Origin of the sequence: Zhongshania aliphaticivorans (assembly GCF_001586255.1) — a bacterium.
GTDB classification, from domain to species: Bacteria; Pseudomonadota; Gammaproteobacteria; order Pseudomonadales; family Spongiibacteraceae; genus Spongiibacter; species Spongiibacter aliphaticivorans.
In genome coordinates, this window is record NZ_CP014544.1 from 605,821 (window position 1) to 630,453 (window position 24,633).

Here is a 24,633-nt window from a genome sequence, read left to right on the forward strand (position 1 = left end):
CGTATAAATTGGTGTTGTCATTAATGGATATTCAATTTGGGGAGGGCATAACCATTCGGGGCTACCAGCCGCCGCCAAGCGATTTATGTTCTAGGTATTTGCGGACCTTCAGCGATTCGCCGTTTTGAATTGCTTGCCACGTTGTTCGGTCGTCGTAGTTCTTATTGTTTGTGTGTACATACTTACTTGGCTCATTTCTGGGGAAAAGCACCTGCAGTAGCTGATGGATAACGAGAACATTGCTTAATGCTTCATCAGCGATGTTAGTTAGAAATGCTTCTATGTCTCCCTGCGGCACTTCCCATATGTTCAGTATGCGTTCGGCTAGGATAAGTGCGGCACTGCGTGGCAGCCCTAGTTCAGCGTCATCGGGATCATCTGCAAGATGTTCCGGTACCTTGATGTTGAGTAAGCGCATGTCGCCTAGGGTGAGCAAAGCGATAAAGTTGGTATCGTTCGTTTTATTGGTCATGAATATTTCCCCTTATCCCTACTGTGTTATTGGGCGGCGTGCCGTTCATCCTGTACGCCAAGCATTTGCTCAAATGCGGAACCGTCCTGTCTTGTCAGGTTGGGTATATACCGTGAATACACTTTGAAGAGCATTTCGGTGCTGGCGTGGCCAAGAAATCGAGCTACCCACTCGGGGTTTTCACCGGAAGCCAGTAATAGCGTCGCAGCGGTATGGCGAGTTTGGTAGGGCCGCCGCATCTTCAGGCCTAGATGGCGGAGTAGGGGATACCAGACACGCTTAGTAATATTGTTGTGATCAAGGGGCTTGCCTTCGGTATTGCAGAAAACATAAGGACTGAGCTTGCCGGTTGCTTGATATTGAGCCTCTAGTGCGGCTTTAACTGGCCCTAGCATGGGAATATCCCGCTGGCTGCCGTCAGTTTTGGTGTATTCGGTTTTGCCTTGAACTAATGTTTCTCTGATAGCGATCAGTCCGCGCTTAAAGTCGACGAATTCCCAGCGAAGCCCATCGATTTCACCGGTACGCATGCCAGAGTAAAAGCGCACCGCATAGTAATTGCGGTAATCCTCGCGTACCGATTCGATGATGCGGTTAACCTCGATTAAGGAAAACGGCTCAACATGGCTGCGCTGAAGCTTGAGGGGCTTGATGTTCTTATAAGGGTTTTCAAAGGAATAGCGATCTGACGCCTCTTCCAAAATGCCCTTTAATAGCGCCATATGGGTATTTATGGTCTTGGCTGCAATCTGCTCTTTACCGCCACGACCGGGTTTAGATGCAAGTTTAGATCGGAATTCAAGGATCTCGGCTTTGTTGATATCGGATAACACGCGTTTGCCGAAAAACTTGATCAGCGAGTTTGAAAGCACCGATTCAATGTTGCGGGCATGGGATGCACGCCATTCTATTTTCTTTTCGGTTTGCCATTGGCGTGCGAAACTTTCAAAGTTTGGAGACTCTACTTTTGTCGCTGCATTCTCTGCTGCAGAGTGAATATTCGAACCAGTGGTGGCGAATTTCGCAATATTTGGGCTATTCGGGAAAAACTCAGCGTAGTTAAAGTCCCCGAGTAGAATTTTGGCCTCCATTCGCTGGGTGAAGGCTTCGAGTTGTTTTCTGTTCTTGGGGTTGTCCTCTAGCAGAGTTTGCTCGCGGTAGCGGGTACCGTGTATGCGGAAATCTATAAAGAGTTTGCCCGTCTCCGGTCTAGTTCGAATATTAGCCATGGGAGACGCCTCCGTTGGCCAAGGGAATTGCAAAGTTGCTGTTAAAGCCTTCGAGCATTTCTTGTTCTATCACTTCCCAGATGTACAGTATCTTCCTTCCACCAAAAGGGCGTATGTAATGTTTACCCTCAAGTAGAACGCTATCTTTAAGGCTTTGTCTGATGGTTCTGGGGTCATATTTTATTTTTGACGAAAGCTCTTCAGTTGTAAGGTATGTTCTGTTCATGCGATCATCTCCAGCGTAGATTTAAATCATTAATGATAATATAAGTTATCATTTGATATTAAATATACCTAAATTTGCGATCAATGCAATCATTATTTGATAATATATTTAATCGTTTGAGGTTTTAGGTGATCCGTTTCCATTTGAAAGAGCTAATTGCAGAAAAGGAGTTCGCTGAAAAGCGGCGGATTACTATCGGTGAGATAGCTGCGGAGACTGGGATAAATCGGATGACTCTGTCGAAGATCATCAATCATCCTGGTCATAGCACGGTGACGGATAACCTGGATAAGCTGTGTAATTATTTTGATTGCGAAGTTGAACAGTTGGTCACCCACTTAAAGGGTTAGACGCTTTGGAGCGTTTTCGCCGTATAACTTCTGTTGTTCGAGTGAGGTGTATTATTTATCGGCAGCACTTTCTTTTGACCGCAGGGGAATAGAGTTTTAAATTTGCCTATAGAAACCATCAGAATTAGCCTGCGCTGCTGCTTTTAAACCAGCTGGTCAGATTTTGTAGCAATAGTCCATGATTTCGCTGAACCCGACTTCTTCACGTGCCAGCTTCACCTCTAATTCGTTCAGCCGTGCGATGCTGGGTAATTCATCAGTTACCGATATTTCAGCAGAGAATTTGGTTTTGTAAGCTTTGCCAGTCCTTGTAAGTTCGCGGTTGAGCTGCTTCAAAATATCGTCTCTTAGCAAGACTTGGTTTCGTCGAAAGCGGATCAGGCGGTGACAAACGAAGAAGTCTGAGCGTATTGATGTGTCATATTTCCTACAATTCCAGCCGGTATTTCGTGTGGCTCGGTACAAAGCGCGATCTTGCGTATCTCTCCAAACACGGAAATCGAAATGGTTTGTTGGGTTCGGGTTTTCGTGTGTAGCTTGAGAGGTAAAATTAGTTTCTCCAAACTGATGTTTATCGAGGGCCGCCAAAGTTTTATTCTGTACTGATAGCATCCGTTTGGTTGCTGTGGGCATGTCGAAGCGCATTACTTTGGTTGAATCCAGTATGCGTATTTCTCGCGGAAGCTCCTCATTATCTCGATCCCAGTGATTTACTTTTCGTTTGGGTACCCATTGAATATGCGTACCAAAGAGGCGCGCAACGCCAGCTGAGCTGAATGAGGTAGTGTGAATTTTTCCCTGTTCAGTATCGTCGTGAAGGAAATAGTATGCTCTTCCAAACCAAATTAGAGACTGGGCTATTTTTTCCACCAACTTACGTACTGTTTCATCAATAGAATGTGGTGCGTATCCCGGTTTCACGTTGCCAAGTAGCTTTTCCATGAGTTTGTCGTCATTCGAGGTGACCTCGAAAAGATTGCATCTTCGATTGGTTGAATGCAGCAGTCTCGCAAAATCCTCATCAAACATCCGGCGATTGAAGTCTGGCTTCTGCCGTTCGCGCTTCACGATGAGGCTATCAATTAATCCCATTTCCTCGTCTCGAAAATGATGCGGGTTTGAAGGTACAGCCCTAGAAATCTTCATGCTGTGCCTCGTCGTCTTTATGAAAATTGTGAGCAAGGGCCGTGATATGGTGGTTTATATCGAAGTTAATGGTGTCGAGTTGCGGCAGGACTTGTTTCGCAAAAAACAGGTGGGACGCATCAGAGGTTGATCTTAGAAATTCCCGCACAATTTCGTTTTGGTGCTTACTTCTTCCTTCTATGCTCATTTGATCGCCAAATCCGTCGCTTCTTGCTCGATGTTCGAACGACATTTTCCAGTTTATCCGGATCAGACCACGCGGCGACGCGCTCATGCTAAAGCGGTGCGGGTCAGAAATGTGCAGCATTCTTTTTAGGTATTCCTGCTTGTTAGGTATACGTTCAATCCAAGAATCGAATTTGGCTAGGGCATTCTCTGACAAATGCTCATTATCGAAGTATGCCCCGTATAGGATTGCAAAACCTAAGACTGACGCTAAATCATTGATCACAGTTGAAATAAGGTGCAATCGAAACTCGTCATTTACTTCAAGTGAGGGGTCCGTGAACTTCGAATCTGCAGCGAGAAACGCTAGGATAAGGAACGTCGGAAAAACCTTGTTCAACATACTTTCATCGTTTTGTTCAAGAGCGCTAATGCATGCTTCGGCCAGTTCAAAATAGATTTGTCCAAAATGATCCGGAAGTTCATCATTGTGGGTTTGTTCGAAGATATGTTCGATCATAGCCCCGCTACCCAGCGTAGCAATTGCCTCATCTCGCGCAGAGGCAAGTTTCTTTGACATTTCTGCGGCATTGATTTCACTGAATGTATATTGCTCCTCCGTGTAATGGTTATAGGCCTGATACCGATCCAAGAGCTTGCCGATTTCGTCAAACCTGTGTGGTAGTTTCCAATGGCTATGCAAGCTTCCTAAGACAACTTGGGTTGCGGCCTCTGACATTTTTAATTTTGTCAGTGAATCCACAAAATCTGGAACGATATTTTGGTAAAAATCGCATATTGTAGGAAGGGCTTTGGCGTAGTACTGCAATAACTTTTGGACCGCCAATTGTTGGACGTATCGTGGCCTCGATAGGCGTTGCCCCTCGATCTTTTGCTCAAACTCAATGCGCTCGACAATGAATGCGAGCTCTACCTGCAGAAAGACGGGTAGACTACGCAGGGACTTTTCGCTCCAATCGTCTGTGTCAAAGTACTGTTTAAGCTCTTTCTCAAAGGTCATCATTCGACGGAGAGTTTCTAGGCAAAGATTACTTCCCAGTGCAGCCCATGTGTCTGCTATTCCAATCTTTATAATCGCTGCTTCGGTATTGCCTGTTTGGTTGGCTGAGGCAAAAGCGAGTTCTATGATTTCCTTAATTCTCTTAAGTTCTTGCAAGCCAACGTCAAACTGGAGTTGTACTGCATACGCTGAAATGCGGGAGGAAAGGCGACCGATAAGTTTTAGCGCAAGAGCAAAGTCACCGACCTGAAATGCAAGCTCAATGTGACTGGCCAATCTCTCCACAATTTCGTTTTCAAACCATTGGTGATCTGATTTTTCCTCGATCAGCATTTGCTGGCTGCTTGATTGCAGTGCCATGGATGTCGCACTGTCCCCAGCTAAAAACCATTGCTTGTGCTTTATTCGCCTCGGAAACCAATAGCTTTCTTTAGCGATATTATGCTTCTTCTGAAAGTAGTGCACTACTAAGGTTGAATAGGCATTGCTAAGCGCGGGTAGGTTGTCTTTTAGTCCCTCTTTGTCAGATTTGATGCGATTGTCGATATAGTAAAGTTGTTCAAGTGCCTTTCGGGCCGCCAGAGAGTGATGGTTGGCTAAAGAATTGGAATTTCGAGGGTTTGCCGCGCCGTCGATGTGGCGGGCAATCTTCGGGAGTATTTCAGTTTGAACCAGCAAATTGAGGTCAAAGAAATTGAATAGCCTCTGGCCCAATGGAAACAACGCTAAAGCACTCAGCAAAGTTAAAATTGTACCGAATGAATAAACGAAAAGACCAGGCTGGAATCCAATCAAAGGCGCGGCAGTTGATGCTAAACAGAACATCGCTGAAAACACTAAAACCCGAGAGTATGCACTTCCCACTTGCTCGTTAGTAAGTAGGTGGATGATATCTCGGCGAAGCCTAGTGTAACCGGCGCTCAGTATAATGCCGATTGTAGCGAAATAGATCGAGAATATAGCAGTGAGCAGTTGGGCGTATAGCCTGAGCTGCTCGACATTATAATCTTGGTCTTCAGCACTGATAGGGGGCAACCAAGACAGATCCTTTGCTACGTAATCCTCAGCGAAATATAGTGCGGCAAAAACTAGTACGACCCCAAAAAGACTTTTTACTCCGACCAATGCGAAAGAGTAGAGAATACGTGCGTTGGTCCTCGCTTCGCTGATTGAGGTGCCCGTCTGGTATGCGCTACTCTCGAAGGAAAAAGCTATCTCTCCTAAGCGAGTTCGGGTCGCCCAAAACCAAGGCTTGGAATGTAACCATATTTTCAGTCTATCAATCAAAAAATGCTCACTCCCTGTGCCTAGTACTGAAATATTGTTGACGCCGATTCTAATTGTGGAACTAAGGTTGTGTTGTGGGTGCTGTCGAGCATCATATCAATCTGAAGGCATTTGGCTCTTCATCATTAACGGGGGACACCGGCATTCATTAAACTGAATTTGCGAAGAAACAGTTTGATGGAGAATACCGATGTCCCACGCAGGAAGAATTATAGGCATATCTGGCCTTGAGATTGAACGGGTAGTTCGCAGGAAAGGGATCGAAGTCTGGGCAAAGCCTGTGCACAGGCCGCCTTGTAAGCATTGTCAGGGCAATGGCCTGAGGATTAAGGCCACGCATCTCAGGACGGTGAAACATACCCGTCAGGGTAATCAGGTGCTGACGTTACACTTGCGGGTTCCCAAGTACCATTGCACCTCTTGCAAGCGCTATTTTCGTCACGCCTTTACCGGTATTCGTCCGCGTTATCGCGCTTCAGAAGCCTATCGGCTGGAGGTGTTCGAAGCCCATGATGGCGGTGTAACGCAGCGCAAGTTATCTCGAACCCATCAAATCAGCCCAGCGACCGTAGAGCGTTGGTATCAGCACCATATTAAGCAAAAGCGTTCCGAGGGGGATCGCCGATATTGCCCCCGCGTCTTGGGGATTGATGAGCATTTCTTTACCCGTAAAAAGGGTTATGCGACTACGCTTACCGACCTCAAGAATCACAAAGTGTTTGATGTTCAACTAGGACGATCAGAATTGAGTTTGCGCCGCTATTTAAAGGCCCTTGAGGGTCGAGAGCGCGTTCAGGTTGTGGTGATGGATCTCTCGGAAACGTACCGCAGCATTGCCCGCCGTTACTTTCCCAGTGCCACGATCGTGGCTGACCGATTCCATGTGGTCAGACTTATTAACCAACACTTTTTAAGTGTCTGGAAGCAGCATGACCCAGAGGGAAGAAAGAACCGTGGCTTAATCAGTTTAATGCGCCGCCATCAGTGGAATTTGCGCGATGAGCAGCATGCCAATCTTATGCACTATTTGGCTGATTACCCTGTGCTGCAAGCACTGTATGTGGCCAAGCAACGATTAATCCGGTTTGTGTTGCTCAAGACCCTAACGCGCAAGAAAGCCAGCATCAAGTTGCCGGTATTTATGAGATTGCTTGAAGAGCTAGCTGAGAGCCCGCTACGAGCGCTAGCTAACACATTGCGCTCATGGTTGAAGCCCATTGTGGCCATGTGGCGATTTAGTAAAAGTAATGGAATAACGGAGGGCTTCCACAACAAAATGGAAATGATGACACGACGAGCGTATGGTTTTAGAAACTTTGAAAATTACAGGATAAGAGTGCTAGCCCATTGTGGATGGGACGGGATTATAAACAGGGTTTAATGAGTGCCATCCCCCGTTAATGGGGTAGAGCCAGGCATTTTACTTCAAACCTTCAGGTTGCGCTGCGGCTCGAACTTGAGAGTAACGCTAAAGCGTGCTCGGTCCAATCGCTCTGCGTACCCGATTTCGAATTACTTTTGCGCGTATCTAGCTTCATTAGTATGGTTGAATAAACGCTGCTGGAATGAGGCGGGCGTTGACCGAAGGTCATCTGGTGGAGTTTAGAAATTTACTAGAAATACAATTTGGGCACACTGTGGGCACAGGATGGGCACAGAGGTGCAAAACCGACAGGCGAAAAAAAACGGCAAGCCAGTAAGTAACTGATTTGCCGTTCTTTAATGTGGTAGCGGGGGCAGGATTCGGTTATGAGAATTAGCCTATTAATATACATCTAGTATACTTAGACGGCATTAATTGGCTTAAAAAGGCGTATTAGTAGCGATTTTCCATATTTTGCGTTTTAATCTGAGAACACTTAACCACAATTGAGGTTGTTCTTGATGGGCGCGAGTGGCACGGCAAACGCCATGGATGAGACGACCTTCGGGCTCGGTGAAAGCTTTTCTGCTATTGAGGAGTGGGCTAGGGCTGAAAACTTCCAGCCGGAATTGTTGCTCACTTACCACCTCTTAGGTCTTGATCATCATACCGTAGCTATCGCTAACTTGGCCACGGAGATCGTAAAGGAAGAATCTCAACAGGTAATCGCAGAGTGGGCTGGTAGTCAAATAGCTCAACGGCTCTCAGAATTTTCTCATGCCTTCATTGCTTCCGATATATACGCAACTCACACGGAAATAACGATCAGCGGTAGTAACGCTAAAATCGCCCAAGTCTTGGGTGATAAAAAAGAGCGTTCGTTTCTACTATTTCTATTACTTACCTCAAGCCCCAATTTTACCCACTGTCGCTACCCACAAGAAGCCGTGATTAACCACCAGCGGCTGAAGATTTGGCTGATATTGCAAGCGGCTGAGCGCCTAGTCGGCAAAGGACAAGCGAGAGATACTCTTGTCAGCACCGTTGCCAGATTTCTTTCGAAACCAAGAGATGATGGAGGATGGACGGCCATTTGTGCCCTGCTGGATCATTTGCATCAATCTACACGTGGCTTCAGGGTCACATATCAGCAGTTTTCTGATGCGGTTGCCATAGCAGCTACTCCGGGTAACCTAGAAAGTGAAGCTCGCCGCCGTGCCTCAGGATTTTTTAATGCACTAGGTAAGTTGGCTGACGGTGAATATGATCCTATTCGCTCTCATCAGGCCTCGCGAATTGCCGGTCTTAATCAAATTGCTTCGCTAGCGAGTAGTAAAGAGGCAGAGATCGAAATTCCACCGCCCTTGTTTAATGTAGATGGACAAGGGTTCACCTCCTTGGATGTGGATGACACCGAGCACGAGGGTTCGAGTACAGATAGTGAGCCAGCGTTTGTTCTCGATGTTGATCCTACAGATACCGCGGCAGAGCACGCTATTTCGGTAAAGACCTTTCATCTGCTCTCGCAGGAAGAAGCTAATTATTTGCCGTGGTCGTTGACGGGCGTATTGCCGCCTGAGCGTGCAGCCTTGGAGCGCTGGATCGAGGCAGGGCTCGAATCAGAGAGCGCGGAGCGAAGTTTAGGCGCGGCTATTGTTGGTCTCTCAGCAATGTGCTCAAGATCCTTTTATTTCACGCTCGCGTTTCAGGTTACTGAGTCCGTGGGCTTTGAGTGGTCATTGAACGAAGATCTCACTGCGGTGCATCGCCTTGCACCTCGGCGCCGCTCATCATGGGAACCGAATGCAAAGCAGGTTAATCTGGTAAGACCCTTTCAAAAGGTACTGACTATCGAGATTGCTCCAGGTATTAGTCGCGTCCTGAGGGCAGTCCGAGAGAAAGCGGAAGGCAGCCCTAAAACGCTTCATGCTCTGTGGAAATCTGTTAGCGATGAAAAAATGGAGACGTGGTTTCACCGAGAGCGTAGCGATGAGATATCCCGTGTACTGACCGCCATGCCAGGTAAGTGGGCTGCTCAAGCTGCATACGACCGAAGTGGAGATCATAACTTAACGCGACTACTAATGGCGGAGCCTAATAGTGGTCTGCCCGCATCATGCGCCTATGGGTATTGGAGCGCTGGCGATGTTAAAAAAGCGATAGCGCGACCTGTTCTCTCTTCAGGGCCATTGGCGGATCAAATCAATGTCATGGGCAGTCGTCTAGTCATGGGGGCCGCTTATCTCGATAGCTGGATAGATCAAATCAAATCCAAGCTTCTTGAAGCTCCGGGGCTAGATTTTGTTGCGGGTCATAATCGCATTGCGACATTCTGTGTGGTGGCGCTCTATGCTGCAACTGGATGCCGCCATACCCAAGATCCATTTGAGTCACTTTCGTACTTTGATCTGGAGGGGCGGTACGTCTATATCGACGACAAGTCTGACGGTGTGTTGCATAACGGTCGCCTTACACCCTTACCCGAAGGAGTGTGCCGACTAGTCGCTCAATACATTGATTATCTTAAGTGGCTAGCGGAGCAGCTGAGCACTATTGCACCAGCGCTTTCAAAGGAGTTGGTATGCTTGATAGAAGGAAAGCCTGCAAGCATGCCTCTTTTCTTCTTGCTTGATGCAGAATTGAACTGGCATTCGTTATCGGTCAAAAACAACCAGCTTCCTGGGTTACCATTTGTTGAGTGGGAGTTGCGGGTTAATCAGCTTCGTCACCGCTATGAACAGGTACTGCCGCGAGCTGGCGTGCATCCTGAGGTGGTGGATGCGTGGACTGGGCACTCCGAGCGCGGTGCCTCGACATACTCCGATTCCTCGCCTCGGTGCTGGATCGACGATGTCAGTGAATATAGCGAAGCGATTAATAATGTGTATAACGAGCTAGATTTACCGACGGCATTCCCGCTCCCAGTATTGCCGAGCCTCGGTGTGAAAAGCCAGTTTAACCCGCTACGAACGCAAAAATTCGGCATAAGGTTCCGTAAAGAAGAGCGTGCGAAAAATCGGAAAAAGGCGATTAGTGAGGCTCACCGCGATATCAACCTTTTTCTTAGGAATAGGAAAATAGCGGATCTGGATAAAACTGACATTGAACGGCTTGCAAAGAAGATGCTGTTCAATGACCGTAGTGTGCCAGCACCTTATGCTGCAATACGGCTTGCGATCCTAAATCGCAAAATCCGTAAAGAAGGCGATCCAAACAAGCGAGTTATCACAAAGACTATTGCAGAAATGCAGCCTGAGAAATCCTATATAAGTGAAGGGGTAATTCCGGCGCTAAAAACAGTACCCGAACTAGACACGTGGGCGAGTGAGGTGCTGAGTGCGAGCAGCCAAAACCGGATGTCGAAGATCGGGGCCGCATCTCTTGGTGCGGTTGTTTTGAGTATCGTAAAGCGCATTAGCTACCGTCAGCTCGTTCAGGATGTCGCGTCTGGCAGGCATTATAGGGTGGTGCAGCATGGGGATCGATATTTTGTTGAGTACAACGAGACGTTAGAACTTGATGATCTTAAAGCGCCCGTTCAGCGCCATGAGGTGAACTATAAGCTTGCTAGTCTGCTCCAGAAAGGGATTGGGCATAGTGGCAAAGAAAAGATATTGGAGGATTCTCCGCACGATGCGCTGAAATCACTCCCCATTGGCAGCTTCATTGGAGCTGACGTCCATGTTCGTGATCTGAAGGCATTGACGGGAAGTCTCTGCGCCACTATTGGTCAATATAACTTAATTGCAATGCCCAGCGCAGTTGCTGGTGCGCTCAGTGAGCGTCATCCGCCGACCTCAGCCCCAATACAAGACATATTGCGTATTGTCGAGGGCCGATATGTAAAGCTCCCCAAAACGAAAAGCGAGCAAGATGAGGTGTTCGCGGCAGAGATCCCAGAAATTGAGGGAAATGCCGCCGACCTAGATAAAGTGCAACTCCAGAATAACGCGAATGCCTACTTGCAAGAAATTTTCAATGAGCTCAAAAAATATGAGCCGAATCTAAGGTCAGCAAAAGCGACAGTTATCGCTATCACTGCTATATCAAAAACCCGCCGAAATGACGTGTCTAATGCTGTTCTTCTATTGGGCTATTGGATCAGCGAAAAAATACGATCGGGAAAAGGGCGAGGTAAGAACTTTTCGCCCTACGCGATTAATACCATCACAACCTACTTCAGTACTTTGCGCGGGCAATTTGCAGGTGTTTTGTATGACACTGACCTGACGGCGCTGGAGAGTGAAGAGCTAACGGATTGTTATGAAGAGTTGCTTGAAGATGCGAAAGAAAATAAGAAAGATTTAAAATATTTTGGCGATCTACTTCAAGTCTTTCATGGTTGGGCTGCTCAATATGGCCTAGAGGAGCCTGACTGGTCAGAACTCGATCTGGGGAATTCTTCGCGCCACGTTAGGGCTGGCCTAGTTTCAGAGACGGACTACTTGGCCGTCTTGCGACACCTTCAAGAGAGTAGTAATTGGCAACAAACTGATCACTTGTTCCTTGGCTTTGTTCTACTCTTAAGTTTTCGTTTTGGCCTTCGAAGTAAGGAAGCCCGGTTCCTGCGAAGAAAAAATTGGTGTGAGTCCGGCGGTCAAATATGGGTGCTTGTCGAGAACAATAGAAAGCGACGCCTAAAAAGCCATATGAGTCGTCGCGCGGTACCACTCCTATTTCAATTGGATGATGTTGAAATAAAATTAATTGAGATGATGCTTGCTCATTACGACGCCACAGCTGGTGAGGGGAAAAACGAGTATCTACTTAGTGAAACTATTGATGGCAGGCCGCAAATAACAAGTAAGCACAGTAATATTCCGAAGGCGTTGATCAAGCTGCTGCGCCAAGTCACTGGAACCTCTCATTTAGTCCTCCATCATTGCCGGCATGCGTTTTACAATACGTTATTTGCGGTGCTTTGCCCTGCCGAGTCTTTGTTGCATTCTCGATTAAGTAAGAACCTCAATGCACCGCAAATCCGAGAGAATATATTAGGGCCTCAAAGTAAGCTCTCCCGGCGAGTAGGCATGGCGGTATCGCGTCTAATGGGGCATTCAGGGCCAAGTAGTGGACTTAAGAACTATAACCACTTAATGACGGAGTGGTGCGATGCGTTGACACCGGTGGTAAGTGAGCGTTGCTTAGAGGTTAGTGGCGCCCTTAATACGGGTGACCTAGAAGAGTCTAGGCCGATGATCGCCATGGTTGATCAATCCCCATTGGCTTATCCGGTGCCCTCGTTGGAGCGAGTGCTTAAGACGCTGAGATTAGTTTCGCAAGGACGGAGTTATGCAAAAGCAGGTGAACTAGCTGGGTTGGAGCCAGCGCTCCTCGCCAATTTAGAAGACGTTATTAGTAAAACAACTAATAAAATGAGATTTAAGCGCCGCCTGGGTGATTGGAGCGCGGGTAATGATCATGATGAAAAGGATTGGTTTATCGGTAGGGAAATGCCTAATGCTCTTTTGCACTATATTCAAGAATCTGCCTGGAACAGGCTAATCAATTTTTCTAAGGGCCGCAATTTCGTTATCGATAATGAGCAGTTTCCGCAATATGAAACAGAAAGAATACATGAGTTTATTGGTGAGCGTCGCCATTTACTCTTCGTGACAAGCGAAAGTTGCGCTTTCGTGAAGTATGTCCTCAATCAGCTTCAGCTATCAAGTGAGGCGTGTATTGGTGTGGCTAAAGGGAATGATCCTGATATTAAGGATATTTTGCGTGTTCACGGGTTTCTTATTGATAGGGAATTCGAGCCAGCAGGCGCTGTAGGGGCAATTCGAATTGACCCTTTTCCAGATCCTTACCGTGGCGGAGTGAATCTTAAAAAGTATGGGGCGGTGGTTGTAGGTAGACGGAAAGAAGGCTTCATACGCAACAGTCATGAGCTTGTAGTCGCTTTTTTAGCGATCGCTGTACTATTAACTTACCAGGGGAGTGATTACTAAATTATCGCGTTAAATGCGAGTAATTCATTAACTACCTTTCCCCCTAATTTATTTCCTTTTTCTTTGTAAAGACAGCTGAATTTTGTGTGATCAATATAGCCTCGTGCCGCTTGGATGAATGTATCGTGTGAAATTGTGTGCAGTACAATTCTCTTTCCTTCTAAATCACCCTCCACAATCGTACCTTTTATTTCTTTGTTATTATCATCAAAACCATGAATTTCGATTACGGCTTGAATTTGTGTCATGTCGATTTGATGCAGAGTGGCCTTCTTAATGCGCCCAGTGAAATAGATTGTACTCGATTCGGAAAGTCCGAGGTGGCATTCAAATGGCTTTGATATTTTAGAACCTGAATGTTTTTCAATAAACTCGCTAATACAAATATCAAAAAATTCAACCTCTTCTTTGCTGAATAGTTTTAATTCAAGTTGATGGTCCCAAATGCCAGTTTCAGAAAGAGTTCTTTGCGTTAAGTAAGATAGGGCATTGACAAGGAAGTCAAAAATATCGTCAATAGTATGTTCTGGTCCAAATGCAATTATTTCAGAGTAGAATTGTCCGAATTTGCGCTTGTATAGATCAAGTTGATCCTCGATTTTAAGAGATATTGCTGAATTTCCATGAAACGTGCACAAATATTTTGTAAGCGAAGAATAAAGGTAGTGAACGAGTTTGTGCTCATCGGTGTTAATAACCAAGTTTTTCTTTATTGTAAAAACTGAATCTATATTTTTTGTAATAAAATCGACATGTGGGGATGTTGATAATATCGTTCTAGATGATGTGCTGTGTTTTTCGGGGTCAGAGATATCTGGCATTATTTTTCACCGGTAAAAGTTATCTGCTAGGCGGGGCTGAAAAGAGGGTGAGATCCGTCACAACGTATCCATAATATCTAATCCAGAATAGGTAACTATTTGCTCCATATTTATTTCACCAGCCCCGAAAGTAGAAATGCTAAAAAAATAAAATTTACTTATGGTTTGGTATTTCCTCGCCGTATTTGAAGCCTGCTCCTACGTAAATCATATGTCTTATCATTTATGCTCGCATTGACTAGTATTTGAAGATGTGTTTCGTGGTGTATTTTTGATCCGATATTGTCGAAAGCGATTCGGAGAGCATTGGTGTTATCGGAGTTGATGAGGTGATTAATTTTCTCATTAAAAATGGTGCCTGCGAATTTTAGTTGTTGGGCAAGACCATCAGTATTTAGAACTGTAAGTTCATCTGGAGCTCTATCATCGATTTCGCCAAATCTGAGTCTTTTGTCGGAAATTAAGTCAAGTATATAGGTAGCGGGTAGCGGGCTGTCGTCGCTGAGAATAGTCTGTCCTCGGAAAATTGCTTCATCTTCATTTTTCGCAAAGCATGAGCCGAAAGCTGTGAAATCTATTGTGCTTTCATATTTGTCTGGGGATAAAAACGACGACAAATCAATGAACGATAGTTGCTGATTTGAATTAGGTAGTTTAAGCGCGGTAACTTCGCCATCTGGGATTATTCGCTTTAAGAGATAGGGACTAAGTGCCTCATCTAAAATATAGTATTTTTCAAAAACTGCGAGACAATCGTCATTCAGTCCCCAAGACTCTTCGAGCAGCGGAAAATGGATCAAGAGGAAGTGCATTAAGCACGGGAGAGGCGCGTCACGCAATGAGTGCATTAGGTGCGCTGCGTTGTCGAAAGTAAGGGCTTTGGCTACAAAATCAAGAAGCTCGTGTTGCTTGAGGTTTTTGCTTTCAAACGCTAATTTCCGGCAAAAAGGTTTAAGTATTTTTTTGTATTGATGATGCGAAACCCAGAGGGGACGGGTGGTACTGGTCATGTCAAGATACTCCAAATGCAAAACTTCCCCGCTCAGTTTTGACCGAATTATCTTGATGAATGATTTTTTGCGCTGCGCCGACGGCTTGCCTCAATGCGGGGATGAGGCTGGGGTGCAGCTGCCCCCAAATGCAAAATTAGTATGATTTTTACTTAATTGCAAGGGGTTATTTGAATATTTTAAGAACAAATTTGCTTTTATGTACAGCTTCCCCAAGATTCTTTGTGTACCAATTGTCCAAATCTGGATGGTCTATACCAACCATTATCCAATATTCAAGTGCTGCCTTGCTTTCGACTAAAACCTTTATTGCTGAGGAAATTAATTTTGATTCACTGCTGCTTGCGCCGATATTTTGCGCAGATTTTGCGTGCCATTCCCAAATTCTGAGGCCGGTTTCATTCTGGAATTCAAAGTAATACCAAAGGGAAATTCCAGAATAGGAGTAGTTAAAGGAGGCGTCAAATCTAGTATAAGCTGGGTTCATCAAATTGATGTACGCACTGCATGCGTCGATATTCTTGGGATCTTCGACCAGCCCATCAACGAGATGGATTGCTATTAATGAAGTCTGTATCCAGTCTCCAGTCTTATCTATTTTTGAAAGGAATTCATAACAACGGTGGAGTTTTCTGACGAATTCCCGAGGAGTCCGTGGCAGATTGAGTGCCTCTGGCGAAGCTACAAATTGATTATACTGATCATACTTCGTGGTTAACTTTGTTATTAGCTCTAATATTTGACAGCTGGTTAGGTCTGAATCACGAAGCAGTAGGCTATTCTTTTTGAGTAGTTTTAGGTGTTCTATATGTTCCATTTTCTTTAAATCCAAGTTTCTCAGAGGCCGCCAATTTTCTTCTCCGAAGAAATTTGGATATCGATAAACCGAAAATGAAGATGCTTTACGCTGACGGCTAGCGCTGGTTTCTAAGCCAATAGCAACAATACCGAGCGTCTACATAAAACTCAAGTCTTTTGGTTTGCTAGGTTGCAGTTTTTGTAGTTACATGTGGTGGCCTTTGAAAGGATACTTTTATACTTCAATCAAAGGATGCAATATGCTTTTTAAATGTTTTAAAGCTGCCTGAACCAAATGTGCCGCCGAGATTTATTGGGTATTCATTAGAAGCTTGGTTGGTCACCGCTGATTGCCCAGTATGTTTTGGAAGGGCGCGTATTCAAGATTCCGTGTCATTAACTCGTAAATCGGTATTTGACAGCGAAATCATTGGCATTTGCAGTAATAACCCCAAAATGCACAAGTATACTTTCGATAAGGACACCATGTGTGGCAGTGCTATTAAAAAGGTGTAGTGCTGAATCACATAATTAGGAGCCTTTGATTCCCACTTAAAATTCGATAACTTAATTAATTTTTCCTATCAGGCTTTGATAGTGCCGTTTAAGTCTCCAACGAAATTGTTTTCGTGATAAGTGTCAATCCTGCAATAGTTATCAGATTGCTTAAGTTACCTACTTTAATAGATCGTTGTAGCTTATCGTCTTCTTGGAGGCCGAAATCGTCAAGTTTTTTAGTTCGGAACTCATATTTCAACAATAAAGCTTTCATCAAAACCAGGGTTCAACCAGTCTGGGCTATATCCACGCGGGTTGCAGACAACGTGTGTATCCCCAATTTTGTAATTACAGCTGTTGTGCACATGCCCATGTACCCATACATCTATGCTATGGCTTTCAATCATTGCATCTAGATGGGAGGCGTAGGCGGCGCTGGTGAGTTCCTCTGAAAGATTTGGTGCAATTGATCTTGCGGAGGGTGCATGATGGGTGACCACAACGTTTTGCTTTGTCGCGCTGGTTGAGAGCTTGTCTTTTAGCCAATCCAATGAACGGTTATGAATGGCCGTCATACTTATGGGGTTGAGCTTGGAGTACCCTGGCTCAACACGGATCTTCTTGAAATCGGACATTTCCTGCTGGCAGAAATACCCCGCCAGACGCGGGTCGCCAAATAATTTTAGATCAGTCCAAAGGGTACAGCCAAAGAATGAGATGCCATCGATTTCGACATGGTCGTTCTCCAGCAGGTGGACATTTGTTCCCTCGACTAACTGCTTTCCCTTTGTCACGAGACCGGGGTATTTCTCGCCGTAGTATTCATGATTACCCATCACTGCGATGACTGGCTTGTCGGGGAATGTTTTCATCGCCCATTCGAGACCGCGGGTTTTCAGGTTGATATCACCCGCAAGAATGACCACATCCGCGTCTGTATCAGGGATCGATAGCGGTGCAAATTCTAGGTGGAGATCGCTCAACACTAATAACTTCATGTCCGTACCCCTGATACTGATTTCATTACGTCTAAGCCGTCCGATTACTCAAGTACTTATATTAAGGACGACAATCTGGTGAGCCAGGAAATTGCGCAGCGTACAGCTTGTTTCTACGATAAACTGATTTTCAGGCTTTCGTTAATATTTGCTCAAAGTGATCTCTAACCTTAGCCCAGTTTGGAAAGTACTCTGAGCCAAAGTGAATCAGCTCCCCCTCGAATGAATCCTGGCCTTTGCCGGTGATGTTGTTGTCTATGAGGTAATCACCGCGGCTCAGTCCTTTGTGTGGGCTGATAATAAGGTTGTCTACCGCATCCATGCCAAGGTGCTGCTCTACCCATAGGCGTTTTTCGGCGTAGCAGTGGGGGTTTTTTACTGACGGTGCGGTAAGAATGAATACCGCTGTTTTGGGATGGTTGTGGAGCCACAAGTAGGTTTCGATAGCGCCTTCCACTGGCTCAAGGCTGAGATACATGCCCGGCTGGCTCTGAGGGAATTTCAGTTCTGGGTATTTGGCCTGCCACTGCGTAAAGCCCGCATCGTAGTCGCATAGGACGTGGTCCATATCGACGTAGATAATTGTTTTATCGTCAAACATTGAACTTCTCCTTGCCGTGTGCGCTGTCTGGGCCGTGCGTCACTCCGTTGTTTACCCTTCGAGATTGCGGATGAAGCGGTATTGTTTGCTTTCGGCCTTAGCTCGGTAGAGCTTGGCTGGGCGTCCCCGTGATTCCGTTGCCTTGCCAGTGTCTTCGAGCAGTTCTGCGCTTTCTAGACGGCGCCGGAACGACTTTTTGTTCAGCTGCGTGCCAATGATAACTTCGTGTAGCGACTGGAGTTCTGTCAGCGTAAATTCATCGGGTAGGGCAAAGGCTGGCACCATCGAATACAACGCTTTTTGGCGAAGCCGTTCGTGGGCGGCAGCAATAACATCACGGTGATCGAAGGCTAGGTCTTTCTTTAAGGTTTGGACGGGCTGCCATTTCACATCTGCAACTGACGCGACGGATGACTCACAGGCTGAATGGGCCACTAAGGCAAAGAAGGCGATCGTCACGCTCCAGCCGCGCGGATCTCGGTCTGGACCGCCCCAAGACAAGAGTTGCTCAATATACGGTGGCTCGACACCAGTCTTCTCGCGCAATTTGCGGATTGCGCAGGCTTCAATTGATTCATCTTGTTTTAGGTCGATGAATCCACCGGGCAGCGCCCACTTGCCCTCAAAGGGCTCCTTACCCCGCTGGACCAGCAGTACTTTTAGCTGATCTTCATGCACGGTAAATAGCACGCCATCGACGGTCGTTAGCGGCACGTCATAGTCATGAATATTGTAATTACGCGGCTTGGCTGCCATGCAGAACCTCTACAAAACCCAGTTTCATATAAATTTTTATCGCTATCGCATCAATAGCTTACCGTAATATTACACCAGTTATGGTCTAAAAGACACTAACAGTGCTTGACCAATTTGTGTCTTTAAGACATTATCTAAATCACTTAGTGTCTTAAAGCCATTAAAGGAGAGCCGCCATGCTAGGTATTCAATACTTCAAAGCCGACCCCACTGTTCACGTGATTCAAATCAGTAGTGGTCGTATAAAGCGCCAAGGTAAGGGCCTTAACTTTTTCTACTACGCTCCCAATACCTCATTAACCGCTATACCCATGAGCGCCAAAGAAGCGCCTTTTATCTTTAATCTGCAAACGGCGGACTTTCAACACCTTCGTGTGCAAGGTCAGTTGACGTTCCGCGCCGCTGCGCCTGAGAAGCTCAGCGAATTGCTGAACTTCACCTTAAATCAGGGCGGCAAAGAATACGTTTCTGAAGACCCAAGTACCCTGGGTGATCGCGTAGTGCGTGTGGCGCAGGGGGTTATTCAGGAATTGATTCAAACCACCGCCCTTCGGACTGCATTAACCATGCTACGGGATTTGGATGCGCACTTGAAAGCATCACTGACTGATAATCCGGCGCTGGACCGCCTAGGAATTGAAGTGCTGGATGCAATGATCGTTGCACTGAGCCCAACGCCCGAAACAGCCAAAGCCCTTGAAGCAGAAGCCCGTGAGGCGATTCTCAAACACGCGGATGACGCAATTTACGATCGCCGAAAGTCTGCGGTGGTTCAAGAGCGCACCATCCGCGAGACCGAACTGCAAACAGAAATGGCTGTACAGACTAAGCAGCAAGAAATAGCCGAAGCCAAGCTGGACAATGTGCGTGCCCTTACTAAGAAGAAGGCCGAAGCCAAGGCGGAGCAGCTGGCAGCGGATATCGAAGCCGAAGCGAAGCGCAAAGCACTGGTTGAGTTAGCGCAGGTGAATCGGCAGATTGAGTCTGATGCCGAGGCCTATGCGATTACAGCCTTTGCTAAGGCATCAAGTAGTGTTCCAGTGGAATACGTCAAAGCCATGGCCATGGCTAATATGGATCCACAGCAGTTGTTTGCTGCAGCCATGGATACCTTTGCCATGAATGCCGCCAAGGTCGGTACCCTGAATATTGGCACCGACATATTATCTAACCTAGTGGCAGATGCTGGCGAGCGTAATTTGGTTCGTTAGCAATAGAGAGGCATTCATCATGGAACTGACGTCACGCTTTATATTAGTTTATCGTAAAACGCGCCTAACGGAGTTGGTTGAGCGGTTTAATACTGTTCAACAGGCGCGGTTCTATCTTGAACAATCTGGCGCTGACTTCCACGACTATATGGAAGAGGATCGCCTCTATGGGTTGGGGCTGGAATTTACCCGTCGCACACTAGCCGAGCTTGGGAGTGTGCAAATGCTGGAGCGCGCCATGCTACCGAGCTACCTATTTCGGGCTGATGATTATGTGGTGGTTATTGGCCAAGACGGCTTAGTGGCCAATACATTGAAATATTTGGATGGCCACGCCGTCATTGCGCTAAACCCTGATAGTAGCCGTTGGGACGGCGTACTGTTGCCGTTTAAACCCGCTGATTTATTACCCATAGTTACTGACGTAATGAAGCAGCGGCGGACATGCCGTGAGATTACTTTTGCGAAAGCCACCACCAATGACGGCCAAAGTCTGCTTGCGGTTAACGATCTGTTTATTGGACCAAAGACCCATACCTCTGCCCATTACACGTTAAAGCTAGGGGGAGTTAAAGAGCAGCAAAGCTCATCTGGGATTATCGTATCAACAGGGCTGGGGTCAACGGGGTGGTACCAGAGTGTGCTGGCCGGTGCGCACGGCGTTTGTCATTCAAGCTCGAGTCAAGCGGAGTCAGGCGGTTTTGCATGGAATTCGGACTTTTTGATGTACAGCGTACGGGAGCCTTTTCCCAGTAAACAGACTGGGGTCAGTCTCATTCATGGGCAGGTTAATTACGATAACCCACTCAGTATTGAATCACTCATGCCGGAGAATGGGGTGATATTTTCCGATGGGATTGAAAGTGATTACTTGCCCTTTAACGCAGGCTCAAGGGTGACTATTACGATTGCTGAGGTTAGGGGGTGTTTGGTTGTATAAATTTTTAGCTAGGAACCTAATACTTAGTTTCCATAATTCCAAAAACAGGATCACAATTAAATGCAATTTAACATCTAGCCGATTATTTTTGCTTCCACTTAACTAGATTCGGTCTATTATTCAATCTCACTTGCTTCTAAATGGATTGGAACATTATGAGATACGGATATGTGGCTCGACTTGGATTGGTGCTTTTTTTTGCGGTAACTATTAGCGGATGTTCATTATTTCAAGGATTAGTTAATATGTGGCGGCCACCTCTTACTACGGTGGATCAGCAATACTTATCAGTACAAAGTAACCTAGAGCAGTCTGAGGGATTTATCCCGAATGCCGGTATCTCGATTTCTAGTGAAATTATCACTTCTAGTCTACCCGATATTATTAAAGAAGCTGTGGCTGATGTTGACCAAGCAGAGCTAAAGGTTCTCTGGTTTGATTCAAAGATTAGGCTTGTCACGCAAGGTATTTGGATTGATGCTACTTTTAAACTACAGGATCGTGTAAATGGAGTTGCAGGTAAAGGTACGTTTTCTGGCATAGCTGCAGTCGATGTTGCCGGCGATCAGCTTAGGTTAAGACCAGCCTTTCAGAATATACGCATTCACGACGTAGAGCTTCAGAATGGTACAATGGTAACTGATGTTCTGGTGCTTGCAGCATTCAAAACACTTACCGGTGGCCTTGTCGAGACTATCAACTCTGAACTATTAGCAAAACCAATGATTTTGGATCTCAAACTTAACACTAGTACGGTGGTTGACCTAGCCGCTGATCTTGGTGATGCAAATACCACAGTGACTGCAGAAAAAGTAAAAGTTTCTCGAAATGTAAAATCTAGCTTAGTTCGGATTGATGAAACGGGGCTGTCGATGTTGCTGGAGCTACAAGACGGTAAATTGCCAGCTGGCAAGGAGTCAGAAGTTGTTGCTTCCAGCCTGGGTCTTAAGAAAACTCCATCCGAACTCAATGATTTGTTCCAAAGATACAACAGGATCTTTAACAAACGCTGGGCTTCCTACCTTGATCCTGTCGATGCCCGGGTAGACATAGATATTCAGGTAGCCAAGCACACGCTCGCATCTCTTTTGCGGGAGGCATTAAGTTCGCAATTGCAAATTGAATACCAAGCTTCCGTGCCCAGCGTGCAGTTTAAGTCAACTGTCGAGGTTAAGCCAAGTCGCATCGACTGCCAAGATTTACGCAAACCATTCTCAAGGACTCGATATAGCCGCGCTTCATGTAATTGGTCGTGCTTAAGATGCGTAGATCCTTGCCGACCGCTGGGTCACTGCAGCGTATGCACAGACGACCCTATATGTGTGGCCAACAAAACAGCATGCAATGTCCTCGAAGAAAGTCGAGTAGCGGCAGATAATATACTTCACGAGACAGCGAGGGTGGCGCATCAGGCTGACCAAGAGGCGCAGGTTGCTAAATGTGATGTATTGCGTGAAGCCAATAATTTCATGGCCTTAGGCCGATTTGAAGGTGTAGTCGGTTTTAGCGGTACGGCAAATTTGATTGTTTCAAATATCAATGTTGCCGATGACCTCACAACTATTCGAATCACCACTGGGGCCGCCGTAAAAGGTAGGCTCGATGTTGGACTTAAAATCACTCCTTTAGATTTAGGTCATGTATTCTTGTGTGTTGCGCCATTTGGCAAGCGTTGGAGTCCTGTAATTAAGGCTGATATTCCCTATGAAGAACGAACTATTGCACTAAGATCGAGGCAAGGCGAGAACGATAAGAGGGGTTATTTGATTCTAGAAGGCAGCATTGCACCTCTAAGAGTCGACGTAAAACTAGATCCGCCAATTAAATCGCTGTTAACCGACCCATTATTTTTAGCTAAATGTTCAGCAGGTGCTACACGCTTGACTCAAGGCTTAAGCCTTGCCTTGACACTGGAAAGCTTGGGCTTAACTGGTCGACAGGACATAGTCGCTCAGCTACTAGGTGAATTTTCACAGGAAATTGACGTAAAATCATTTGAACACCAAATAAAATCTGAAAGTATCACTCTTACCAGTACGCGCAAGATAGTAGTCCAGCCAATGTGGGGGGGCAAAACCATTCGATTGCAAAGCCAGTAGGGTTTAGTGATAGATAAAGGGGCTCCAGTTGTTGCTCATGTGGGTATTTTTTGATTGAACGCCAAATTAACCTATCTAACGATACCTCCATGCTTGGGCGTGCCTTTAGATATAGTGAAATGGCACGCCGCTGCCACCGTTCCCAGTCAACTGTGGCAGCGGCGTGTTACGCTATTCGGTCTTTTTCCGGAGGTTAACACTGGTGGCTCTGCTCCATCATCCCCTCGGCCACGGTTCAGTATAGGACTAATTCTTGACGTAGATAAATCAAGGTCATCAACTATATCTGATAGTCTTTCTGCTCGACCCCTTTCATGGACAAAACCCCATAGCGCTACGTTGTCTTCCGCGTGAAATGTATCCTCCGGTATTCCGGTATCGATATCGGTTGCAAATGCGAGTCGTCGCGTGACATTAATTTTGTACTATTTGGTAATGGCCATGTACTACGTGAAAGTCCGAGATATAGCTTTTCGACCAATTCCTAGGTAAATGGGTTAGAGCGAAGTTCTGATACCTTGGGGTCTATTTCCGGTACGTCTGCATAGTGTTGCTCAATGTAACTATGTTGTGTGGCGATAAGCGGAGATTTCATAACGCGTTGTACGTAATAATCCGTTGTAACATGGAATTTACTAGGTGGGGCACTAACGAATCGGCCACCAAGGAGCGATGGCAGGCAGGTGTATAAGTAGCACCAAAGGACGATTGTTTTGACATAGCGTCTCCTCCTGAGTGCGTCACTAGAACTCTATTGTTTTAACAACAATTAAAATAGCAGGTTTTGCACCTAGATCACCTATTTCGGTGCACCGGTCTGCAGCCTGTTTTTCCTCGACTATTGCGGCTTGCAACGCCCAAAACCTGAGCGTATAAAGGTAACAAATATGCACCAGGGATTTAGGTGAAATGGTACGGAATCAGGACAGCCGCGGGGCATTTCCCGCATCCCGGCCAAAACGACGCTTCACCCCGAAAGAGCTGCGCCTCGATACGTTCCCGATTCAGCATGTGCAAATCGACTGGCAGCGCCTCATGGCCAAGCGCGAACTCGTGTTGGATACCGTGGACGCGATGCCCACGTACTTACTCAAGCCCGAAGTCCTGGGCCTTCTCGACGCCGAAAAACACCCAACTTACCGCCTGATTCTTGACCTTATGTGGACTGCCGGCGCTCGGATTTCTGAGGTTCTGGCCCTCACACCGAGCCACTTCATTGATGACGGCTACGATTTCATGGTGGTGCTGCGCACACTTAAACAGCGGCCGGGGAGACCGACTAACGTACAACTCGCCCGTAGCCCAAAGCGGGCCGTGCCCATCATTGACCCGATGCTTCAAGATCGCATACAGAGCTACCTGTACGCGGGCCATTTTAGGAAGGACGAGCGGATCTTCACCATGGCGCGCCAGACAGTGAACCGGCACATCCATGATCTGGTGGATAGAGTAGGGGGCGCGCCGATCAATATTACCTGTCATACCTTTCGGCACAGCTTCGCGATCCATCTATTGCTGCACGGACGGCCGCTGAAGGTTGTCAGTCAGCTCTTGGGGCATAAATCGATCGAAAGTACCGAGATTTACACCAATGTGCTCACCGCCGATGGCGGGCATTTTTTGGACGGGGTTGATTTTCATTGAGGCCTAAGTATTTTAAGTACATCGCGTTATTGTCCTAGTTCTGC

18 protein-coding genes are annotated in these 24,633 nt (G+C 46.4%); 7 read left to right on the forward strand and 11 right to left on the reverse strand.

The features are described 5' to 3' along the window. Positions 1-61: 61 nt before the first annotated feature. The 3 genes from AZF00_RS02665 to AZF00_RS02675 are packed head-to-tail and all read right to left on the reverse strand — an operon-like array spanning position 62 to position 1,927. Positions 62-472 carry a hypothetical protein gene (locus AZF00_RS02665; RefSeq protein ID WP_062383082.1) on the reverse strand — a complete coding sequence of 137 codons (411 nt, stop codon included), beginning with the start codon at positions 470-472 and terminating at the stop codon, positions 62-64. Positions 473-498: 26 nt separating this feature from the next. Continuing rightward, on the reverse strand, positions 499-1,701 hold the full coding sequence (locus tag AZF00_RS02670; protein ID WP_062383085.1) for a tyrosine-type recombinase/integrase: 1,203 nt from the start codon (positions 1,699-1,701) through the stop codon (positions 499-501). Then, the gene (locus AZF00_RS02675) at positions 1,694-1,927 is read right to left on the reverse strand and encodes a hypothetical protein (RefSeq protein WP_062383089.1); all 234 of its coding nucleotides are present in this window, start codon (positions 1,925-1,927) and stop codon (positions 1,694-1,696) included. The genes AZF00_RS02670 and AZF00_RS02675 overlap by 8 nt, the downstream gene beginning before the upstream one ends. Positions 1,928-2,055: 128 nt before the next feature. On the opposite strand from AZF00_RS02675, the gene AZF00_RS19770 reads away from it, so the two are divergent. Then, a complete protein-coding gene (locus tag AZF00_RS19770; RefSeq protein WP_062383092.1) occupies positions 2,056-2,277 on the forward strand; it encodes a helix-turn-helix domain-containing protein in 222 nt (73 codons plus the stop codon). A gap of 156 nt (positions 2,278-2,433) precedes the next feature. Here the strand turns inward: AZF00_RS19770 and AZF00_RS02685 are convergent, their stop codons facing one another. Together AZF00_RS02685 and AZF00_RS02690 are read right to left on the reverse strand one after the other, a co-directional pair. Continuing rightward, a complete protein-coding gene (locus AZF00_RS02685) occupies positions 2,434-3,423 on the reverse strand; it encodes a hypothetical protein (RefSeq protein WP_062383095.1) in 990 nt (329 codons plus the stop codon). Then, positions 3,410-5,896: a hypothetical protein gene (locus AZF00_RS02690; RefSeq protein WP_062383097.1), complete on the reverse strand. Its 2,487-nt coding sequence runs from the start codon at positions 5,894-5,896 to the stop codon at positions 3,410-3,412. The genes AZF00_RS02685 and AZF00_RS02690 overlap by 14 nt, the downstream gene beginning before the upstream one ends. 190 nt (positions 5,897-6,086) lie before the next feature. Between AZF00_RS02690 and AZF00_RS02695 the strand changes: the two genes are divergently transcribed. Together AZF00_RS02695 and AZF00_RS02700 are read left to right on the forward strand one after the other, a co-directional pair. Continuing rightward, entirely contained in the window at positions 6,087-7,277 is a 1,191-nt protein-coding gene (locus tag AZF00_RS02695; RefSeq protein ID WP_062383101.1) for an ISL3 family transposase, read from the forward strand. Between the two features lie 530 nt (positions 7,278-7,807). After that, positions 7,808-13,213, forward strand: coding sequence for a site-specific integrase (locus AZF00_RS02700; protein ID WP_143829352.1), 5,406 nt, complete (start codon positions 7,808-7,810; stop codon positions 13,211-13,213). Here the strand turns inward: AZF00_RS02700 and AZF00_RS02705 are convergent. The 6 genes from AZF00_RS02705 to AZF00_RS02730 all read right to left on the reverse strand — a co-directional run bounded on the left by AZF00_RS02705 (position 13,210) and on the right by AZF00_RS02730 (position 18,695). Further along, positions 13,210-14,034 (reverse strand): hypothetical protein, encoded by an 825-nt coding sequence (locus AZF00_RS02705; protein ID WP_143829351.1) that lies wholly within the window; start codon positions 14,032-14,034, stop codon positions 13,210-13,212. The two genes, AZF00_RS02700 and AZF00_RS02705, sit on opposite strands and share 4 nt — an antisense overlap. A gap of 158 nt (positions 14,035-14,192) precedes the next feature. After that, the gene (locus AZF00_RS02710) at positions 14,193-15,044 is read right to left on the reverse strand and encodes a hypothetical protein (RefSeq protein ID WP_008248148.1); all 852 of its coding nucleotides are present in this window, start codon (positions 15,042-15,044) and stop codon (positions 14,193-14,195) included. A gap of 166 nt (positions 15,045-15,210) precedes the next feature. Continuing rightward, positions 15,211-15,861 (reverse strand): hypothetical protein, encoded by a 651-nt coding sequence (locus AZF00_RS02715; RefSeq protein ID WP_008248146.1) that lies wholly within the window; start codon positions 15,859-15,861, stop codon positions 15,211-15,213. Positions 15,862-16,588: 727 nt separating this feature from the next. After that, the gene (locus AZF00_RS02720; RefSeq protein ID WP_008248143.1) at positions 16,589-17,338 is read right to left on the reverse strand and encodes a metallophosphoesterase; all 750 of its coding nucleotides are present in this window, start codon (positions 17,336-17,338) and stop codon (positions 16,589-16,591) included. A gap of 130 nt (positions 17,339-17,468) precedes the next feature. Beyond that, a complete protein-coding gene (locus tag AZF00_RS02725) occupies positions 17,469-17,939 on the reverse strand; it encodes a 5' nucleotidase, NT5C type (protein WP_008248141.1) in 471 nt (156 codons plus the stop codon). A gap of 51 nt (positions 17,940-17,990) precedes the next feature. Continuing rightward, on the reverse strand, positions 17,991-18,695 hold the full coding sequence (locus AZF00_RS02730) for an NUDIX hydrolase (RefSeq protein ID WP_008248139.1): 705 nt from the start codon (positions 18,693-18,695) through the stop codon (positions 17,991-17,993). Positions 18,696-18,871: 176 nt separating this feature from the next. Here AZF00_RS02730 and AZF00_RS02735 point away from each other — a divergent pair, with 176 nt between their 5' ends. From AZF00_RS02735 to AZF00_RS02750, 4 genes are all read left to right on the forward strand, one after another. After that, positions 18,872-19,906 carry an SPFH domain-containing protein gene (locus AZF00_RS02735; RefSeq protein WP_008248137.1) on the forward strand — a complete coding sequence of 345 codons (1,035 nt, stop codon included), beginning with the start codon at positions 18,872-18,874 and terminating at the stop codon, positions 19,904-19,906. A 19-nt stretch (positions 19,907-19,925) separates the two neighbouring features. Then, on the forward strand, positions 19,926-20,846 hold the full coding sequence (locus AZF00_RS02740; protein WP_008248136.1) for a diacylglycerol kinase catalytic domain-containing protein: 921 nt from the start codon (positions 19,926-19,928) through the stop codon (positions 20,844-20,846). A 155-nt stretch (positions 20,847-21,001) separates the two neighbouring features. After that, positions 21,002-22,945 (forward strand): hypothetical protein, encoded by a 1,944-nt coding sequence (locus AZF00_RS02745; RefSeq protein ID WP_143829350.1) that lies wholly within the window; start codon positions 21,002-21,004, stop codon positions 22,943-22,945. A gap of 909 nt (positions 22,946-23,854) precedes the next feature. Beyond that, positions 23,855-24,589, forward strand: coding sequence for a tyrosine-type recombinase/integrase (locus tag AZF00_RS02750; protein WP_008248132.1), 735 nt, complete (start codon positions 23,855-23,857; stop codon positions 24,587-24,589). The last annotated feature ends 44 nt before the right edge of the window (positions 24,590-24,633 follow it).

Coding starts and splice junctions, on each gene's coding strand:
- AZF00_RS02665 (WP_062383082.1), bottom strand. CDS start 472: ATGACCAATAAAACGAACGATACCAACTTTATCGCTTTGCTCACCCTA.
- AZF00_RS02670 (WP_062383085.1), bottom strand. CDS start 1,701: ATGGCTAATATTCGAACTAGACCGGAGACGGGCAAACTCTTTATAGAT.
- AZF00_RS02675 (WP_062383089.1), bottom strand. CDS start 1,927: ATGAACAGAACATACCTTACAACTGAAGAGCTTTCGTCAAAAATAAAA.
- AZF00_RS02685 (WP_062383095.1), bottom strand. CDS start 3,423: ATGAAGATTTCTAGGGCTGTACCTTCAAACCCGCATCATTTTCGAGAC.
- AZF00_RS02695 (WP_062383101.1), top strand. CDS start 6,087: ATGTCCCACGCAGGAAGAATTATAGGCATATCTGGCCTTGAGATTGAA.
- AZF00_RS02700 (WP_143829352.1), top strand. CDS start 7,808: ATGGATGAGACGACCTTCGGGCTCGGTGAAAGCTTTTCTGCTATTGAG.
- AZF00_RS02705 (WP_143829351.1), bottom strand. CDS start 14,034: ATGCCAGATATCTCTGACCCCGAAAAACACAGCACATCATCTAGAACG.
- AZF00_RS02710 (WP_008248148.1), bottom strand. CDS start 15,044: ATGACCAGTACCACCCGTCCCCTCTGGGTTTCGCATCATCAATACAAA.
- AZF00_RS02715 (WP_008248146.1), bottom strand. CDS start 15,861: ATGGAACATATAGAACACCTAAAACTACTCAAAAAGAATAGCCTACTG.
- AZF00_RS02720 (WP_008248143.1), bottom strand. CDS start 17,338: ATGAAGTTATTAGTGTTGAGCGATCTCCACCTAGAATTTGCACCGCTA.
- AZF00_RS02725 (WP_008248141.1), bottom strand. CDS start 17,939: ATGTTTGACGATAAAACAATTATCTACGTCGATATGGACCACGTCCTA.
- AZF00_RS02730 (WP_008248139.1), bottom strand. CDS start 18,695: ATGGCAGCCAAGCCGCGTAATTACAATATTCATGACTATGACGTGCCG.
- AZF00_RS02735 (WP_008248137.1), top strand. CDS start 18,872: ATGCTAGGTATTCAATACTTCAAAGCCGACCCCACTGTTCACGTGATT.
- AZF00_RS02740 (WP_008248136.1), top strand. CDS start 19,926: ATGGAACTGACGTCACGCTTTATATTAGTTTATCGTAAAACGCGCCTA.
- AZF00_RS02745 (WP_143829350.1), top strand. CDS start 21,002: ATGAGATACGGATATGTGGCTCGACTTGGATTGGTGCTTTTTTTTGCG.
- AZF00_RS02750 (WP_008248132.1), top strand. CDS start 23,855: ATGGTACGGAATCAGGACAGCCGCGGGGCATTTCCCGCATCCCGGCCA.